At 57.6% G+C, this 19,364-nt stretch carries 11 protein-coding genes; 10 read left to right on the forward strand and 1 reads right to left on the reverse strand.

From position 1 onward, the window contains the following. The first annotated feature begins 124 nt into the window (after window positions 1–124). From QMK58_RS15105 to cysC, 3 genes are read left to right on the forward strand one after another with little or no spacing between them, the layout of a single operon-like run. Window positions 125–2,221 carry a sulfotransferase gene (locus tag QMK58_RS15105; RefSeq protein WP_053161229.1) on the forward strand — a complete coding sequence of 699 codons (2,097 nt, stop codon included), beginning with the start codon at window positions 125–127 and terminating at the stop codon, window positions 2,219–2,221. A 44-nt stretch (window positions 2,222–2,265) separates the two neighbouring features. After that, a complete protein-coding gene (locus QMK58_RS15110; RefSeq protein ID WP_053161232.1) occupies window positions 2,266–3,087 on the forward strand; it encodes an alpha/beta hydrolase family protein in 822 nt (273 codons plus the stop codon). Then, window positions 3,071–3,703 carry an adenylyl-sulfate kinase gene (gene cysC, locus QMK58_RS15115; RefSeq protein ID WP_371259816.1) on the forward strand — a complete coding sequence of 211 codons (633 nt, stop codon included), beginning with the start codon at window positions 3,071–3,073 and terminating at the stop codon, window positions 3,701–3,703. Before QMK58_RS15110 ends, cysC begins: the two co-directional genes overlap by 17 nt. A 72-nt stretch (window positions 3,704–3,775) precedes the next feature. Here the strand turns inward: cysC and QMK58_RS15120 are convergent, their stop codons facing one another. After that, the gene (locus QMK58_RS15120) at window positions 3,776–5,938 is read right to left on the reverse strand and encodes an ATP-binding protein (protein WP_320394916.1); all 2,163 of its coding nucleotides are present in this window, start codon (window positions 5,936–5,938) and stop codon (window positions 3,776–3,778) included. A 405-nt stretch (window positions 5,939–6,343) separates the two neighbouring features. Here QMK58_RS15120 and QMK58_RS15125 point away from each other — a divergent pair, with 405 nt between their 5' ends. The 7 genes from QMK58_RS15125 (at window position 6,344) to QMK58_RS15155 (ending at window position 19,354) form a co-directional block, all read left to right on the forward strand. Beyond that, window positions 6,344–10,090, forward strand: a complete 3,747-nt coding sequence (locus tag QMK58_RS15125) for a response regulator (protein WP_320394917.1) — start codon at window positions 6,344–6,346, stop codon at window positions 10,088–10,090. Between the two features lie 234 nt (window positions 10,091–10,324). Further along, window positions 10,325–11,449: a two-component system response regulator gene (locus tag QMK58_RS15130; protein ID WP_082344520.1), complete on the forward strand. Its 1,125-nt coding sequence runs from the start codon at window positions 10,325–10,327 to the stop codon at window positions 11,447–11,449. Window positions 11,450–11,512: 63 nt separating this feature from the next. After that, entirely contained in the window at window positions 11,513–12,922 is a 1,410-nt protein-coding gene (locus QMK58_RS15135) for a GGDEF domain-containing protein (protein WP_053161242.1), read from the forward strand. 333 nt (window positions 12,923–13,255) lie between these two features. Next, window positions 13,256–13,714, forward strand: coding sequence for a response regulator (locus QMK58_RS15140; protein ID WP_053161244.1), 459 nt, complete (start codon window positions 13,256–13,258; stop codon window positions 13,712–13,714). 439 nt (window positions 13,715–14,153) lie between these two features. Further along, complete coding sequence (locus tag QMK58_RS15145; RefSeq protein WP_082344521.1) at window positions 14,154–15,803, forward strand: ABC transporter transmembrane domain-containing protein; 1,650 nt, start codon at window positions 14,154–14,156, stop codon at window positions 15,801–15,803. After that, window positions 15,793–18,015 (forward strand): ATP-binding cassette domain-containing protein, encoded by a 2,223-nt coding sequence (locus QMK58_RS15150; RefSeq protein ID WP_320394918.1) that lies wholly within the window; start codon window positions 15,793–15,795, stop codon window positions 18,013–18,015. The genes QMK58_RS15145 and QMK58_RS15150 overlap by 11 nt, the downstream gene beginning before the upstream one ends. Next, window positions 18,008–19,354 carry an HlyD family type I secretion periplasmic adaptor subunit gene (locus QMK58_RS15155; RefSeq protein ID WP_053161247.1) on the forward strand — a complete coding sequence of 449 codons (1,347 nt, stop codon included), beginning with the start codon at window positions 18,008–18,010 and terminating at the stop codon, window positions 19,352–19,354. Before QMK58_RS15150 ends, QMK58_RS15155 begins: the two co-directional genes overlap by 8 nt. The last annotated feature ends 10 nt before the right edge of the window (window positions 19,355–19,364 follow it).

Genomic DNA, 19,364 nt, shown 5'->3' on the forward strand with positions numbered 1-19,364 from the left:
CTAGCCACGGTTAACCTGATAACGCCCATTGTTGGTGATAGACAATGGGCGTTCAGGCCTGCCGAAGCCGGAGAACCAACGCCTTTTGCACAACTGTCCTTACTCCCGACTCAAAGGTTCCCCCATGAGCGGCACACCGACAACGACCGACCCTCCACAACTGACACTCGCCGAGGCCTTGAATCTGGCCCACGCACACTGGAACGCAGGCCAGGCCCAGCAGGCCGAGCAGTTGTGCCAACGAATATTGGAAAAATGGCCACGACAGGCCGATGCTTCGCATTTGCTTGGGCTGATGGCCCACGCCTATGGCCGTATGGATCTGGCCATCTCTTTCGTGCGCCAGGCGTGCCAGACGCCGAGCGCGCCGGCGATCTACTTCAGCAACCTGGCCGAGATGTGTCGGCAACAAGGCTTGCTGGAGGAGGCCGAACAGGCAGGGCAGCAGGCCGTCGCCCTGGCCCCCACGCTGGTGGATGCCTGGAACAATCTGGGTATCATCCAGCAGGAAATGGGCAAGCTGGAGGAAAGCCTTGAGTGTCTGCTGCGTGTGGTGAACTTGCGTCCTGAAACGGCACAAGTACACAACAACCTGGGCAACACCTACCGCCGGCTGGATCGCCCTGAGCGCGCCGAGTGGCATTACAAACAGGCGCTGACCCTCGACCCGAATTACGCCGAGGCCTACAGTAACCTGTCTTTTTTATTGAGTTCACAAGGCCATTTCGATGAGGCGGTAGCTATCGGGCGACGGGCCATCGAACTCAACCCGCGGCTGATCGATGCTTACCTGAATATCGCTGAAGCCGAAACGCAACGCCTTCAAGATGGCGAGGCGTTACGCTGGCTGAATGCCTTGTACGCGTTCGCCCCCAAGCATGTCGGCGGCCTTACGGCGCGAGCCCAGGTCCTGAAAAAGGGCGGGCTGCTCGATGAGGCACTGCACTGCGCGCGGCAAGCGCTGGCCCTGGCCCCTCACGACGCCAATACCCACAACGCCATGGGCATTACGCTGCAGGCCATCGGTATGCATGAAGAGGCGCTGGAGCATTTCCTTCAAGCGGCGACATTGCCCGGCTCGGTGACCGAAGAGGCGATGATCGCGCAAGGATCATTGCTGCTGGAGATGGGACGCAAGGAAGCCGCCGCCGAGGCCTTCGAACAGGCATTGGCGGCGTTCCCGGGTTCGATTCGTGTGCTGGCAGGGCGCTCGGACAGCAAAACTTTCACAGCCGATGATGCCGACATCGCGGCCATGGAAGCTGGCTTGCTGCATTCAGAAGGCCTGCTGCTGGTCGACAAACTGTCGACCCATTTTGCCTTGGGCAAGGCTTACCTGGACGCGGGTGATTCGGTGCGCGCGTTCCAGCATCTGGATGCGGGCAATCGGCTCAAGCGCGCCACCTTCAGTTATGACCCGCAAGCGACGCAGCAATGGATGCACGGCATTGCCGAGGTCTTGAGTGAAGAGTTCATGGCCGCACATCAGGGGATGGGCGCGCAGTCGTCGATGCCTGTGTTTATCGTCGGCATGCCGCGCTCGGGCACGACCTTGGTCGAGCAGATTCTCGCTTCCCATCCGCGGGTGCAGGGTGCCGGTGAGCTGGATTCGTTGCGTCTCGCGGTGGAAAGCCTGGGCGCTTTTCCGCAGAGTCTGGTCAATTGTTCGGTCGAGGATCTGGCCAGGCTCGGTCAGGACTATCTTCAGCGCATCACGCCACTGCTCGACGGTTGTGATCGTCTGGTTGACAAGATGCCGGCCAACTTTATGTATGCCGGCCTGATCCCCTTGATCCTGCCAGGGGCGCGCATCCTTCACTGTCGTCGCAACCCGGTCGACACCTGCCTTTCCTGCTACAGCAAGCTGTTCGGTGGCGAGCAACTGTTCACCTACGATCAGGCCGAACTGGGCCAGTTTCATCGTAACTACCAGGCGTTGATGGCTCACTGGCGAGCGTTATTGCCCGTCGAGTCGTTTATTGAAGTGGACTACGAAGCGGTGGTGGATGACCTGGAAGGGCAAGCCCGGCGTCTGATCGACTTCATTGGCCTGCCGTGGAACGACGCCTGCCTTGAGTTCCACAAGACTCGGCGCGTGGTGCGTACCGCGAGTGTCAATCAGGTGCGCCAGCCGATCTACAAAACCTCTAAAGACCGCTGGCGAGCGCATGCCCCACAGCTCGGGCCGTTGTTGCGGGCGCTGGATACAGGTGAAGCGTGAAAAGCTCGAGTGCGTCGTTGTTGCGCTGTCTAGGGGGGGCACTCATGTGCGTGAGTTTGGCGTCAGGGGGATTGACCGGTTGTGCCGATCCAAACAGGCATGCCGAGAGCCTGGCGCTCAGCGGCCACTTGTACCGTGACCGGGTCGACACCGACGGTTTCGTGTTGACCGGTTTTCATCGGATCAGCCGCCCGGATCTGCCATTGACCGTCTATATCGAGGGTGATGGTAAAGCCTGGCGTACGCGCACGTTGCCCTCGGACAATCCGTCGCCGCATCAGGCCCTGGGTTTGACACTGGCAGCGGTGGACCCCGCGGCCAACGTCGTGTACCTGGCACGCCCTTGCCAATTCACGCCGTTGGTGCAAAGCCCGCGTTGCGACCAAGCCTATTGGACCGACAAGCGCTTTGCCGAGGAAGTCGTCGTGGCCATGAACCAGGCGGTGAGCCATTACGCCGCGCGGGTGCCAGGGCAACGCATCCACTTGGTCGGCTATTCGGGAGGCGGCGCGCTGGCGGTTTTGATTGCCGCCAGGCGCCAGGACATAGCCTCGCTGCGCACCGTGGCCGGTAACCTTGATCATGCCGAAGTCAATCGCCTGCATCAGGTGCCGGCGATGCCGGAGTCGCTCAATGCCATCGACGTTGCCGATCAGATCGCCGCCATACCGCAGATCCACTTCAGTGGCGCGGATGACAGCGTCGTGCCCCCCGTGATAGCGCAGCATTTTGTCAGTGCGACAGACAATCGATGCGCGCGCAGCTTTATCGTGGCGGGCATGAACCATGAAAGCGATTGGGCTAGACGCTGGCCTGAACTTCTCGCTATCTTTTTACCGTGCTCGACGAGTGCAAAGCATGAATAACAACCTGACAAGCGTACCGCACGCCCTGAGTGCGTCGGACCGAAAAGCGCATTATGGCCACAGCGGCGCGGTTCTGTGGCTTACCGGGCTGTCCGCTTCGGGCAAGTCGTCCTTGTCCATGGCATTGGAACTGGCGCTGACGAAAATGGGCTACAGCTGCTATGTGCTCGATGGCGACAACGTGCGCAATGGCCTGAATGCGAATCTGGGTTTCAGTGCCGAAGACCGGACCGAGAACATTCGCCGCGTGGGGGAGGTGGCCGCCTTGTTTTCACATGCCGGGTTGATATGCATCACCGCCCTCATTTCCCCCTACTGCAAAGACCGTAAGCGTGCACGTAAGGCGGTCGGGCCGATGTTTCACGAAATACATATCGCCGCAGACCTGGCGACCTGCGAAGCCCGTGACCCCAAAGGGCTATACAAAAAGGCACATGCCGGTGAGCTGCTTGAGTTCACGGGGGTAAGTGCGCCGTACGAAGCGCCGCAGTGTCCTGAATTGGCGATCGATACTGGAACAATATCGGTTGAGGAAAGTTTGAAGATACTGCTCGATTATGTGGTGCGACATATTCCGCTTAGACCGGAACGACTGACGGCATCGGAGGGTGAGTGATCGTGCCTGGCATACCGGCGAAATAGATCGTTAACCGGTAGCGACGCATCGGCGGTAGGGACAGGGGCAGTCTCATGCGCCTGTAGAGGGAGGGCGCGAACCGGTAGGCTCGATCCAGCGCAGCAGGGTACGGAATAGCGTTTCGGGGTCGATCGGCTTGGCGACGAAGTCCACCATGCCCGCCTCTATGCAGCGCTCTTGATCGGCCTGCATGGCGTTGGCAGTCATGGCGACAATGGGCAGGTTAGCTTTGCCCGGCAAGGCACGAATGGCACGCGTCGCACCCAGGCCATCGAGTATTGGCATCTGCATGTCCATCAGCACCAGATCGTAGGCAACCGCTTGTACCTTGTCGATGGCAATCTGGCCATTATCAGCGATATCGACAAGCAATCCGGCATCGCTCAGCAGTTCGCTCGCCAACAGTTGGTTCAGTGCGTTGTCTTCCACTAAAAGTACCCGCGCACCGGAAATTGTCGCCATGATCCTGGCAATTGGGCCACTCGCCACCAACACCCGACCACCTTGCGGTTCTTTGCATTCGACTTGCACGGTGCCAAGTTGAACGGTGAACCAGAAGGTAGAGCCTTGGCCGACGACGCTGTTGACCCCGACCGCACCTCCCATCAACTCCGCGAGGTTCTTTGCAATCGCCAGGCCCAGACCGGTGCCACCGTATTGGCGTGTTGTCGATGCATCTGCCTGGTGGAAACTTTGGAACAGATGCCCCATTTGCTCTTCGCAAATACCGATGCCTGTGTCCCTGACTGCAAAATACAGCAGCACATCGGACTCGCTGCGTCCACGCAAGCGAATCTCGATAGTGATCTGTCCCTGTTCGGTGAACTTGACTGCGTTGCTGGCAAAGTTGACCAACACTTGCCCCACGCGCAGCGCATCGCCAACCAGCGTGGCCGGGACGTCGCTGGCTACATCAAGGGTCAATTCCAGGTTGCGTTGCGCGGCTCCCGTACCGACCAGATTCACGACGTTGTTGAGCACTTCCTCAAGGGTAAATGCGCGCCGCTCAACGCTCAGCATGCCAGCCTCGATCTTTGAAAAATCAAGCACGTCGTTGATGATGCCCAGCAAATGCTTTGCCGATTGCTGGATCTTCTCTATGTAATCCGCTTGGCGTGGACTCAATTCGGTTTTCAACGCCAGGTAACTCATGCCGATGATGGTGTTCATCGGCGTGCGAATTTCGTGACTCATATTGGCCACGAATTCGCTTTTATGCTGATCGGCGATTTCAAGCTGATGATTTTTTTTCTCGATAGCGACGAGGGCAGCATGCAATTGCTGATTGCTCTTGGTTGTCGCTTCCATCAACGATCTCAGTTTTTCGGCCATTATCCGCACGCGATCGAGAGCGCTGTTTTGAGACGCTTCGGGAATTGATATCTCCAGATTGCCGTTAGCCAGCTCATGTAACACCCATTTAAGCTCGACGGGAGTCCCGCCCAGCATCTCCTGGGTCTGCTTGCGACCCAGGTAAATCAACAAGCTGATCTCGCCTATCAACATCAGCAAAATAGTCACGAATACGTTCTGGGAAAAATCCAGCGTGTTGTTCGCCAGGGCGACTTCTTGTGAAGTGCGCATCTCCATCTCGCCATAAAACTCGTCCAGCGGTTTCATGATCTGTGCCTTGAGAGCATGGTATTGCCGGCTATACAGCAGTGCTCGGGCCAAGGCGAGATCAGGCTCGGCATTTACCGAGTAGTTACCTTGGGCATCTTCAAATTTGCCCTTGACCGCGTTCATCGCTTTGACTTCAAGTTTGACCAGGTTGTCGGAACTGACCTGGGCCTCATTGAGTTTGGCGAACTCTTCATCCGTAAATCCTTCCTGTTCCATCAATACTTTCAGCGCCACAGCTTCCCCGTCGGGTCGAGGCTGAGCTTGGCCCGCCGCAACATAGTCCCAGTAAATGCGGTGATAGTCTTTCGGGCGTGGTGCCTTGCCGTTGCGAATTTCGATGATCTTCAGGTATTCGCGTTCAAATTCCGGGTTTGCGGTCACTACATAAGTACGCGCCAGACGCGTCAGTTCATCAGAACTGCGACGTAATTCATCAGCAAGTAAAAACGAGCGGTAGCGCTTCTCACTGGCCTCACGTGCGTCGTATGCCGCTTGCTTGATGGTCAAAAAGGTATAGAGCAGACTTGCGAACGTTGCAGCAATCGCAATCAGGGCGTACCGGACGAATCTCGAACTATTGACTGTTTTCATGTTTGTCCTGTTCCTGAAATCGCCATTGTCTTATGAGCGAGATTGGCCGACGTGGAGCAGCATTTAACATGGTCGCGGTGCACTGGCAACTGTGCAGTTCTCATTGTCGAAGGTTTGAAGAGTCATGGTTTTCCGTGCGTTACGATCAGCAGCTTTGCCCAATAGGCTCCAAGCCTACTGTTGCCGCACTGGCTGGTAACGCCCTTGAACGAGAGGGCATTCTTTCAGTACCGTCAGTGGGCTCGTGCGGCAGGCTTTCATAATGCATTTCATATTTTTTCAGCGTTTTTCATCGAGTTGGTTCCAATGAATCATGGTTTTTCACAACGGCGCTGACGGTGTGCAGGTTTACTGGGTGGGCTAGCTGCCGGCATGGGTCGCAGTAGTGTCCGCAGGAGAGCAGGTGTGAGCCTTGAGCGTCTGAGTAAACTCATTTCGGTAGGATTTGGTTTGGTGCTGGTTGCCTGCCTGATTAGCGTGACGCTGGATGAGTATTACGGTGACCAAGCCGCGCAGGCCACTGAACGACGTCACCAGACCATTATCGTCGTTGCTCAGATGGCAACGCTCAATAGCGAACTTACTCAGCTCGCTCGCTTGTACGTAGGCACGGGCGAACAGCTATTGCTGACCCAATATGACCTGAAGTGGAAAGAAGGCCGTGCATTCCAGGACGCCGCGACGAACCTTCGAGCGATTGGCCTGACTGAAAGAGAAGGCAAATTGCTGGACGCGGTCGAAGTCATGGACCGCAAACAGACGGGCATGGAACGCTCAGCCATGAAAGAGCTTTGGCGATCAGGCGCATCATCGCTGCTGGCTAGCACCACTTACATCACCTCCGAGTGGAACTTCGCCAGTGCGCTTAATCAACTTAGAAGTTCCATCAGTAAGCGTCTGAACGCCGACTTCGAGGCGGCCTGGGAGAAGGCCGAGCTGGCTGCTCACATCAGTATTTTGATGCAATTGATTACCCTAGGGGCAGGCTTGCTGGTCTTTTGGGTCGTATTGCGTCGCCAATTGATGGTTCCACTGTTGGCGCTTTCCGATCGCATGCGCCGCCTGCATACCGGGGAAACCATCGGGGAATTGGGACCGATGCGGGGGCTCGCGGAAGTCGTGAGCCTGGCTGAGGCTCTGGATGCGTATGTCGATCTTAATGAAGAGCTACTTCGACAGCATTGGGTCAAAGGGCACCTCGGCGAGTTGATGCAAGCGTTGCAGTCGTGCAGCGATCGAGAATTATTTGTTGAGACGCTGCAACAGCATCTAAGCGCTTGCCTGGACTGTGAAGTCGACTTGTTGTTCGATACTTCATGTGTGGTGCGTACTGATCAAGTTCACTACAGCTTGCCGTTGTTTCAAGATGGCCAACAATTGGCCAGCCTTGAACTTTATTTCAGTCATCGACTGGACCCTGCCCAACGGGATTTGCTCGATGCCATGGTCGATCCGCTCAGTGGGCTGTTGAGCCTTTTGCAACAACGCACGCGCAATCAGCAGTTGTTGGGCCAGGCCTGCCAGCAGGCAACGCAACTGGAGAGCCAGGCACTCGTATTACAACAGCGACAGGAATCCCTGGAGCTCACCGAGAGTTGGTATCGCGGTATCGTTGAGTTCGCACCTAAAGCGCTGCTGGTGTTTGATGAGCACAGCGTGATCCTGGCCAACCAGGAAAGTGAGGTGACCTTTGGCTATACGCATGGCAACTTGTTAGGCAAAACCTATCGGATGCTGCTGCCGGAAAGTCAACTCCCATTGGTTGATCGCATGATCGAGCGGGCTTGCGCCAGCAAGGGGCTGGAAACAGCCCAAGTGATTGCCCGACGAGCCGATGGCAGCGATTTCCCGGTCGAGTTGCGTCTGTGTTTGCTGCCCGCGCGTCAAGGGCAAGGCAAATGTCTGTGCGTTGCAATCCGTGATCTCACTCAGCGCGAGGCTGACGAGCGCCTGTTGCGTGAAGCGCACGAACAGCAGCAAGCCATTGTGTCCGCGGCACCCTATGGACTTGCCATGGTGCGCGGCATGTTGATTCTACAGGTCAATTCGCGGCTGGATGAGTTGCTCGGTTATGCACCGGGCGAACAGTTGCAGCGCACTCCGCTGATCTGGATGGATCACATCATGCCCGCCGAGGCAATGCTCACATTCGAAGCCGAAGTTCGCCAAACACTGGACCGCGGCGAGGTCTATCACCAACAGATGCAACTGTGCCGCAAGGACGGAAGCAGTTTCTGGGCAAGCGTGAGTGCCCGAGCGGTCGCGCCCGGACAGCTGTCGTCGCGAGGCTCGATCTGGATCATTGAAGATGTCACTGCCCAGCACGCGGCCGCGGACGAGATGCGGCAGGCGCGGCAACTGGCGGAGGACAGTTCACGTATCAAGGCTGAGTTTCTTGCCAACATGAGTCACGAGATACGAACGCCGATGAACGCCATCATCGGTATGACCTACCTCACCTTGAGAACAGATCTGAGCGAGCGACAGCGTGACTACCTGAGCAAGGTACAGAGTTCCAGCCGACACCTTCTGGGCGTGCTTGACGATATTCTGGATTTTTCCAAGATCGAGGCCGGCAAGCTTCAATTGGAGGTTCGCGACTTCAGCCTGACTCAGATGCTGGAGGAGGTGCTCGACCAGGTGCGTCCTCGCATTGACGATAAGCGCCTGGGTATGCAGTTCAATGTCGGCGCAAATGTGCCGGAACGCCTGTGCGGGGATCCACTGCGCCTACGGCAAATATTGCTGAATTACTTGAGTAACGCAGTTAAGTTCACCGAACGTGGGCACATCCGGCTTGAAGTGAGCTTGCGTGAGGCTGGCGTGGATGATGCCTTGCTGCGCTTTAGTGTCATCGATAGCGGTATCGGTCTTTCTGCCGAACAGTTGAAACACATCTTCCAGAGTTTTTTGCAGGCAGATGCCTCCACGACAAGATGCTTTGGTGGCACGGGGCTGGGGCTGGCAATCGCCAAACAACTGGCCGAAATGATGGGCGGCCAAGTCGGCGTTCAGAGTGTCCTGGGTGAGGGCAGCAACTTCTGGTTCGAGGTCCGATTGAACCTGGCTCAGAGTGATGTCCTGGAGGGGCTGTTCGAAGAAGAGGGCCTCAGCGACTGGAGGGTGGCCGAAGGCACACGCATTTTGCTGGTGGAAGATAATGAACTGAATCAGCAAGTGGCCGCCGAATTACTGCAGGCAGTTGGTTGTGTTGTCGAGATTGCGGCAAATGGTAGCGACGCCCTGAGGAGGTTGGTCGAAGAGCGCTATGACCTGGTGTTCATGGACATGCAGATGCCGGTACTCGATGGCCTGACGGCCACCCGGCGACTGCGGCAGTTGCCCGGATTGAGCACATTACCCGTCGTCGCGATGACCGCTAACGCCAGGCAGTGTGATCATGACGCTTGCCTGGCAGCAGGAATGACCGATTTTATCAGTAAGCCCTTCGAACCGCAGATGCTCTATTCGGTATTGCAACGATTGCTCACTGAGACGCAAGACAATCAGGAGCGCACTGTGCCGTTGGCGTCAAACAGCTGCGATGTAGGCTTTAACCTCGATGGCGTGGATATGGCTGCCGGGCTGCGCCGTGTGTTGGGAAAGCACAGCCTGTATCTGGAATTATTGCAACGGTATCTGATCGACCAGGGTCCCTCTATAGAAAAGTTGAGCGCGGCGATGGCATCGGGCGAGTTGGCACAAGCCGAACTGTTGGCGCATAGCTGCAAAGGCGTCTCGGCGACCATCGGCGCGGACGCCGTCGCTCAGGCAGCAGATTCGCTGGAACAGGCTCTGCAAGCAAAGCGACCCGAGGATCAATTGCAGGTTTGCCTGGACGTTTTGACGCAACCCTTGACGGCATTGTTGGAGCAGTTACGTCAGAGGTTACCCCGTGAGACCGAGGCATCTTTGACAGAGGTCAGCTGGGTCGAGTTGCAGCAGGTAAGCCGAGATCTCGATGTGCTGCTAGCGGACTTTGACGCGCAGACGGTGCCTTATTTTTCCATGCATGCCGGCATGCTTCGCAGCGCGTTCGCGAACCGCTTCCCGCCACTGGAGGCCGCCGTGAAACGTTTTGACTTCGAGCGCGCTCGAGTCTGTCTGAGTGAGGCCCTGCAGGCCTGTGAAGCCGTCGCAGTGAGCGGATAGAAATATATGGGGCACAGGTCTTCATGACTCTCAAAAGACCTTAATTCAGAAGTTTTCATCGTTTTTCATCGTTCGGCGAGGCAAAACTCAAGGCATTTCAGAGCAGATTTTTACAGTGCATGCGTTACTGCACGCTCATGGTCGAGGCGACGATCGGGGACAACCGTCTCGTGCTGCCAGGACAGTAGCGTTTGTTTACCCGCGTATCGGTGAACTCGTCTTGAGGAACTCTAGTTGAACCGTCCAACCCACAGGCCCACCGTATTAGTAGTCGATGATATGCCGGCCAATCTGCAGCTGATCAGTGAGCTGCTTGGTGAGCGTTATCACGTGCGCGTGGCTAGCAGCGGGGCGCAGGCGTTGAAAAGCGTCGAACGGTCGATGCCCGATCTGATCCTGCTGGATGTGGTGATGCCCGAGATGGATGGCCATGATGTCTGCCGTACGCTTAAGAGCGATCCGAAGCTCTGTGACGTGCCGGTGTTGTTTCTTTCCGCCAGGAATCAGGACGAAGACGAATGCCTGGGCTTCGAGCTGGGAGCGGCCGATTACCTGAACAAACCGATCAACCCGCCAATACTGCTGGCACGAGTGCAGACACAGATACGCTTGAAGGCGACAACGGACCTGTTGCGCTTGCATAACGACTATCTCGATAAGGAAGTAGTGGCGCGCACCCGTGAGTTACAAGCCACCCATGATGTGACCATTCTGGCCCTTGCGTCATTGGCCGAGACGCGTGACAACGAGACCGGCAATCACTTGCGCCGAACGCAGCATTATGTTCGAGCGCTGGCTGAGAAACTGCGTAATCACCCGCGATTCAGGCCTTATCTAGATCAACAAACTATCGAGCTGATGTTCAAATCAGCACCGCTGCATGACATCGGCAAGGTCGGAATAGCTGATCAGATCCTGCTCAAACCAGGGCGCTTTGAGCCCGCCGAATTCGAGATCATGAAAACGCATGCCCGATTGGGGTATCAGGCTCTGGTGCATGCTGAGGAGCTTTTGGGAGCGCAAGTGCCCTTCCTGCGCATCGCCAAGGAAATTGCCCTGTGCCACCACGAAAAATGGGATGGCAGCGGTTACCCCAGCGGTCTGGCCGGTGAGGCCATTCCCGTGAGCGCCCGCCTGATGGCGGTCGCCGATGTCTACGACGCGGTCATCAGCCGGCGGGTGTACAAATCGGAAATGACCCACCAGACGGCAGTTGCGATCATCCGTGATGGTGCCGGCCGGCATTTTGATCCGGCAGTCGCGGCGGCGTTCATGGCGCTGGAAAAAGAGTTTGAGCAAATCGCCGAGCGCTACGCCGACACTGCTGCAGAAGAGCCCCTTGAGGCCATGTTCGGTTAACGGTTGCCTTGCAATGACAGACACAAAACAAAAGGTGCCTGAATTCACCCCGGAGTAAGCCTCATGAGTTGGGTCGTTGAGAACGCGCGCACGATCAAGCGCGTTTGCTGGGTGTTTGTGGTCATATTGTCGTTGCTGACGGTCATAGGGATCGCCGACCGTTTTCAGCGCCAACGCGTAATGTTTCTGGAAGGGCAGCAGGCGCTGCTCACTCAGCGAAGCGCCTGGAATTATTCCAACCTGGTGCGTCAGCAGCAGACCCATAAACTGCAACAAACGCTGCTTGAGGCCGATCCACCTCCGCCTGGGTGCTTATCAGATGAATACATTGCCATGCAACAGCGCACCACGGAGATCCAGTCGGCGGGTGTGGACGAACTGAAACAGTTCACATTACGGGTGCCGATACACCAGGTGGCGCCTCTGCCTTCCCCTCAGAGGCCACGCCTGAGTTTACAAGAGGGCCAGATTCAGATGACCAGCCGGCAGCTCTTGGGCTATAGCTGCGGCGGCGGGGACGTGGTGATTCAGGAAACGCAAACCCGGTTACAGGCACAGCCGCTGCCGCCTCGCACGGCGGCAGGTCCGGCATTTGTCGATAGGCTCGTCGTGCATGTGGCGGTGACAGACGATCAGATGCCAACCTGGTACTTTGACATCCACTTCACCCCCAATAACGCGGAATATATCCCCGCCACAGGCGCTGGTTGGCCGGCCTCGCTCCCGACTGAGGGGCCAGATCAGGAACGGTTTGTCCGGCAGTTTTCGAACCTGCACCAAGGGCTGCAGATGCGCTATTACAGCGAGCCACTGGTCGAGAATTTTTTGCCCCAGTTTCTTAAATGGAACAGCTTCGGGATGTTACTGCTGGTGGGGATAATCATGTGTTTACTGATGATTAACTGGCTGGTGATGCATCTTGTCGATTCCAGTGTGGTGCAATATAGAGCAGCTACCCGCGACTACCTTACCGGGTTGTACAACCGTCGGGCAGCTATATCCATAGCAGAGGCGGAGTTGGCCCGCGCCACACGCAAGCCCAGTTCTTTGTGCGTATTGATGGTGGATATCGACCACTTCAAGCTGGTTAACGATACGTATGGTCATGACGGCGGAGATGAGGTACTGAAGTTTTTCGCGCAGTTGCTCAATCAAACGCTGCGCCAACCGGACCTGGTGGCCCGCTTCGGCGGCGAAGAATTCCTCATCGTGCTCCCCGATACCGATCTGACCGGTGCGCAGACGATGGCTGAGCGTCTGTTGCAAACCTTGCACAATTCAATGCTCGAATATGGCGGAAGGAGTTTTGGTGTCACTTGCAGCATGGGAGTCGCCGCTTGGCGAGGCCCGGAGGAAAACTTTTCGACCCTGCTGGTGCGTGCAGATCTGCTGCTTTATCAAGCCAAGCAACAAGGCCGCGATCGCTACGTGAGTGAGTACTGTCGTACTCCCTCGTTGCATACGCACGTCTGAACCCGACCTTTAACCTGGACCATCCTCACAGGAATTTCGATGATCACCGCCACTGCAGTCTTTATTTTCGACAGCCATTCAGCCGAGGGGGAGGGCGGTCGTTGAGTGAGTCGCGTTATCTCATCGAGGATGGTAATGACATGTTCATCTTGTGCAGCAGGCGATAACACGATCAACACTTTGCCAAGCGGCCCCAAGCCTTGCCCAAGTGCGTTGAACATCCGGGTCGGTCCCCGAGTACATGGCTGATCAACACTTACCAGACGTTTTCAATTCTCATCTGAAGGCGGCAAACAAGCAGCCAGCGGCTCCTACCTAAGTGGTTCGAAGACTATGCCTTATAACAATATTCTGACTGCCGACGAACTCGTGGCCATCAATACCGTGTTCCAAGAGGCTGCGCTGGAACCTCAAAAAATCCTGATAGTCGAGGACGACCCATGCACACGCGAGATGTTGACTGAGATTCTTCAAGTCAATGGCCTTTTGTGCCTGCAGGCTAGAAGTGCAGTTGAAGCCATGCGTGCATTGAGTAACGACAACTCGGTTGAATTGATCATTACGGATTTACGCATGTATCCGCACGATGGTCTGCAATTGATTCGAATGATCCGTGAGTCTGAGTGGGCTGACCTGCCCATTTTGATCATCTCTGGAGATGCCGGTGTTCGAGACGCTATCGAGGCCATGCGCTTGAATGTCGTCGACTTTCTGCTCAAGCCGATCAATCCAGACGAACTGATCTCCTTGGTTCACCTTGAACTTGGTTTCAGGCCTGAAAATCTTCCTTAGCCATCATCAAGCCATCGAGGACCTGGCAATGCATCCTTGAGTCAACCGTCTATTGCTCTGCATGAAGAGCGGTATATCGAAGGCTCCACGCGCTTGGCCAGCGATTCGATCGGTGGTCTGTCAACGTGGGCCGACAGTGTGCAGGTTGTATAAGCGCTTATCTGAAGCGTTTGTACCAAGCGCTTTGCCTCCACATCTGGCCAGTGCCAGCGTTCAGTCTCCAGCACCTGGGCGTAAGTCCTCTTCAGAGTTCCCCCCAGGAGGCTGTTCAGAAGTTTTCAGCGTTTTTCAGCGTTTTTCATCGCCCGGCGGAAACGGTTTCAGTCCATTTCAGAGCAGGCGGGTGGGTGGCGTGCGTTACTGCACGCACTTGGCAGAAGTGATTGCTCCCCCTGCTGCTTTACCTACACATCTGTGACCTGTTCACGAGGAAGTCCTGTTGTACAGCTCAACCCCGAAACCCACCGTGCGGGTCGGCGACGATAATTCTCGCTTTCATCGACTGGACATAGCAGCAGTCTCATTTGTGATTCATCTGCTGGCCCTGGCCTTACCTTTGGCATTGCTGCAGATATACGACCGCATTTTGCCAAGCCAGTCCTACGGCACGGCGGTGTTCCTGGTGGTCGGTGTCGGTGTCGCCATCATGCTCGAGGCCATCCTGCGTTACGGCCGCACTGCGTTGTTTGCGCACATCGCCGCGCAATACGAAAGCGAAACAACCACGCGTATTTTCGACCGGCTGCTGAAGGCGGATATCAATGTCGTAGAGGGCATGGGTACCGCCAGTGTGATCGACGGCATTCGTTCGGTGGCGCAGGTGCGCGATCATTGGTCCGGCAATGCCACGGTGGCGCTTTACGAGGTGCCGTTCATCGCCGTTTACATCGGTCTGGTGGCTTACATCGGTGGCTGGCTGGCTTTTATTCCGCTGGTGTTGTTCGCGGTCACCCTAGGCATGACGCTGCTGGTCAAGACAGCCACCGAGCGGACCTTGGGCCGCGTCGAGGCAGCCGATAGCCGCCGCCGTAACTTGTTGTGGGCGTCCTTTGCCGGTCTGACCGAGGTCAAATCGCGCGGAGCCGAGCCCGGTCTCAGCCGCAACTACGCCGCAATGAATGCACACTACATGGAAGCGTCGGCGCGCCTGGAAATGCTTGTCGCCTGGGTTCGCGAGAACGCTACGCTGTTGGGCCAGTTGTCCACAGTACTCATTGTGATCTTTGGTGCGATTGACGTGATGAAGGGCGAACTGAGCACTGGCGGACTTACCGCTTGTACATTGCTCGCCGGTCGCTCCATTGGGCCGGCAATGCTCGGATTAGGTTACCTGGCGCGTTTGGCGCAGGCACGGGATGCACAGGCGAAAGTCCATCACCTGCTTGAGTTGCCGGTCGGCGATGCGGTGCTGTATCCGCAGACGCATGAGCAGACCCGGACATCGCTCATCGTCACCCAAGGCTGTATTGAGCTGCTCAGGGAGAACAACCCCGAGCTAACCATCAACATTGCCTCCGGCGAACTGGTTCATCTGGATGCCTGCGATGCGGCACTGGCGTCAAAACTGCTGGCGCTGGTGGCCGGTACCGGGCGGCAGCAGGGGCTGGAAGTGCGCCTGGACGGTCATTCGGTGCGTGAATATTCGGCCGCCAGCCTGCGCCATAGCGTGAGCCTGGTACCGCGTCATCCGGCTTTGGTGGCAGGTTCGATACTCAACAACCTGACCCTTTTCGACCCTCGGTACAACGAGCGGGCGCGCGATTATGCGGACGCATTAGGCCTGCTGCCATTTCTCGGCCGTTTGCGCAGTGGCGCGTTGACGCAAATAGGTGCCCTGGGCGCTGAACAGTTCGATGAAGGGGTTTACCAGCGCATCGCGCTGATTCGGGCGTTGGTGCGCGAGCCCAAGATCTTACTGCTGGATCATGCTGGCAGCGGCCTTGATCTGGACGGGCAAAAACGCCTTGCCGAGTTGCTGCAAAACATGGCCGGACGCCCCACGGTGCTGGTGGCCAGTAACAAGCCGATCATGATTGGCGCGTGCGATCGCAGCATCCACATTGGCAGGAGTCATCAACATGCAGGCTGAAAATATCAGTTCCGACCGGTCGCAAAGCGACAGCAGACTGCAGGTGTTCTGGAGTGAACGCGCGCGCATGCAGCGTATCGCCACACTGCTGGGCGAGGCGCGTCTCGGCGCCTCGGCGATCGCCCGCTGCCTGCCCGCACTGCTGGTGACGCTGGACTGGTTCGGTGCGCCGCGCAATCTGGTGCCCAGCCTTCCGCCTCAAGGCGCCGGTTTTACCGTAGAAGACTTGCGCACACTGTTGGTGGACATCGGATTCCGCTCTGATTACTTACCCCATGGCAACCGCGACAACCTGATGGAAAGCCTGCCGGTCGGCACCCTGGCACTCACCGATGAGCATTGCATGCTCTATCTCGGGCGCCTTGAGAGCAATGACTGGTGGCATGACGGAGTCAGCCCGGTCGAAGGCTGGCAGCCGTCGAGTGGCACCGAGTTTCTGATGATCCAGCGCAAAGCCGGGTTCATCCCCCTCGACGCTCCCCAGCCCGACTGGTTTGCGCGGCTGATGGCGAAGGCCCGGCGCGAGCTGGTCGGGATTGGGCTTATCAGCCTGGTCACCAACCTCCTGGCATTGTCGGTGTCGTTGTTCACCATGACTGTCTACAACTCAGTGATCCCCAGTGGCGCCACTGGCACGCTGACCACTCTGGGATTGGGGGCGATCATCGCCATCATCAGTGGTTGGGGGCTGCGCCTCGGGCGCGCTTCACTGCTTGCGCGCATGGGTGCATGGGCCGGCGCAAGCATTGGTACCGCGGCGTTTCGCAAAACTCTCGGCCTGCCGTTGGAATACTCATCGCGGCTGGGCCTGAACAACAACCTCAACCGCATGCGCTCGCTGGAAGGCGTGCGTCAGTACCTTAGCGGTGCCGGCGGTGTGGCGCTGGTCGACTATCCGTTCGTGTTGGTGTTCATCGTGGTAATCGCGTTGCTTGGCGGATGGATCGTTTTCGTGCCAATCATCGGGCTGCTGCTGTTCTTGCTCGCTGCCTGGTTAGTACAGCCCTATGTACAGCGCAAAGCCGTTCACGCAAGCCGCGTTGGCAATCGACTGCTGGAGGAATACTCCAGCGGTATCCAGCGACTTCGCTCCCTTCAGGGCATCAGTGGCAACCACCACTGGTTGCGGCGCATGCGCGATATGTCCAGCCAGGCGGCAAAGGCCAATCGTGATCTGGCCCTGGCCCAGGCGCTGGTGCAGAGCATCGGCCAGGCGCTGGGCATGTTCACTGTGCTTGGCACCATGGCCGCCGGCATCGCGCTGGTCCTGGCTCAAGGTATGACGGCGGGCGGGCTGATCGCCACGATGATGCTGGTCTGGCACGTTACCACCCCGGCCCAGCAATTCTTTTTCCTCAGCCTGCGCATGAGCCAGATCAGAGAATCGCGCCTGCAACTGGAGCGGCTGATGCAGTCCGCTGGCGAGGCGCAACACCCGCAAATGTATTCGCCGATCGAACCGCTGGCGCCTCGTATCGCCGTGGACCATTTGTACTATCGCTATACCGCCGAGCAGGAACCTGCACTCAACGGCATCAGTTTTGAGTTGCAGCCGGGCCAGCGTGTGGTGGTGGTCGGGCCCAACGGCGCCGGCAAAAGCACTCTGTTGCAGTGCCTGTCCGGCGTGCGCCTGCCACAGAGTGGCCGCGTGGTGCTCGATGGGCGGGACATCCGCCAGTTCGATCCAGCGGATTACCGCGTCTGGGTCGGCTTTCATGCGCAGACCCTGCAGAACCTCCCGTTATCGGTGCGTGATTTCCTCCAGCTGTCCCATCCGTCTGCCTGTGACGAGCGCATCGTTGCCTGTTTCTCCCGTGTAGCGGGCGAAACCTGGTGGAGTTTGCTCGGCTGCACGACTGAGGAAGAGGCGCTGAGCCTGCAGCTCGATCCTTGGCGCGAAGACCCCGACGCCCTGCGCATACGTCACGTGGTGGGAATGGTCGAAGCCGTACTGGACGATCCACCCTTGCTTTTGCTGGATGACCCGTTGCGCGACGGCGATCCGGTACTGGACGGCATGTTCAAGCGCCTGCTCGACAACCTGCGTGGCATCAGCACCGTGGTGATTGCTACTCACCGTGCGGACCTGATCGAAACCGCAGACCAGATCGTGATTCTCGATCAGGGCAAATTGATTCATATCGGGCCAGTCGCCCTTCAGAGCCCGAAAGCGGCGGCGCAGGACAGTTTAAAAGGACCGATTCATGCTTAAGATCGACCCACTTCCAAAAATCATTACCATCACTGGGGCCGACGACCGTGCCAGCGCCAATATTGCCAACTTGCTTAACGATGGCCGCAGTTCGCGGCAATTGCGACGCATGCTGTTGGCCATTGTTGCCCTTGTGGTGCTGTTCCTGCTCTGGACGCTGATCGCTCAGGTTGATGAGCTGGCCAAGGCGCGTGGAGAGGTTCAGCCGGTGTCGCGTATTCAGCTCGTGCAGTCGAAGGAGGGCGGCATCCTCACTGAACTGCTGGTCGAGGCGAACGAACATGTCAAGGCGGGGCAGGTCATCGCCCGGTTTGCCACGACCGATGTGCAGAAAGATCTCGATCAGGTCGGTGTGCGGCGCTCCGCCCTGCAGATCGATCTCGAACTGTGGGGAGCTGTCATCGAGACACGTCAGCCGATTTTTTCCGCTTTCGCCGATCAGCCGGTTCTGGTGGCGGATGCGATCAAGCGTTACCTCAATGAGCTGGCCCTTAACTCTTCACTCGCCGATTCCAAGCGTACCGTCTTCGAACAACAGAAGGCGGCGCTTACCGGTGCACAGGGCGAATTGCCTGCGATGCGCAATCAATTGAACCTGGCCCTTGGCGTCCAGGCCCGCTACCAGGACGGCTTCGCCAGGGGGGCTATTTCTGCTGTGCGCATGGCCGAGGCGCAGGAGCATGCGGCGGAGGTCGAACGCAACCTGGCCCAGTTGCAATCGCGTATCGCCGAACTGCAAAAGACCATCGCCGTGGCCCAGGCGGCGCTGCAGCAGGTGCTGGACGAGGTCAATCAGAAGGCTGGGGCCAGGCGCAGCGAGCTGATCGAGAAAATTAAAGAGCTGGATGCCGAGATAGTTGCCCTCAAAGATCGCCATAAGCGCACCGACGTTGTGGCGCCAGTGGCCGGTTTTATCAAGCAACTGCCCGATACCCGCGCTGGCGCGGTGATTGCACCTGGCGGTACGGTGGCGGAGCTGGTGCCTAGCGAAGGCGGCGTGGTGATGGAAGTACTGGTCTCGCCACGCGATATCGGGTTCGTACGGATCGGGCAAAACACACTGGTCAAGGTCGATGCCTTCGACTTCAGCCGCTTCGGTTCAGTGCCGGGCAAGGTCAAACGCATCTCGCCATCGGCGTTTCGTCAGGAGCAAACCGGCGCGACTTATTACAAGGTTGATATCCAGCTCGACAAGGCCTTCGTCGGGACCGACGCGGACCGCCAACTGATCCCGGGCATGACCGGTGAGGCGGATATCGTCACTGGCCGCAAGTCGGTGTTCCAGTATCTGGCCAAACCCGTTTTCCTCGGTGCCGATATGGCATTCCACGAACGCTAGGTGCAGGTGC

This window comes from Pseudomonas sp. P8_241, from assembly GCF_034008315.1.
Classification (GTDB): Bacteria; Pseudomonadota; Gammaproteobacteria; order Pseudomonadales; family Pseudomonadaceae; genus Aquipseudomonas.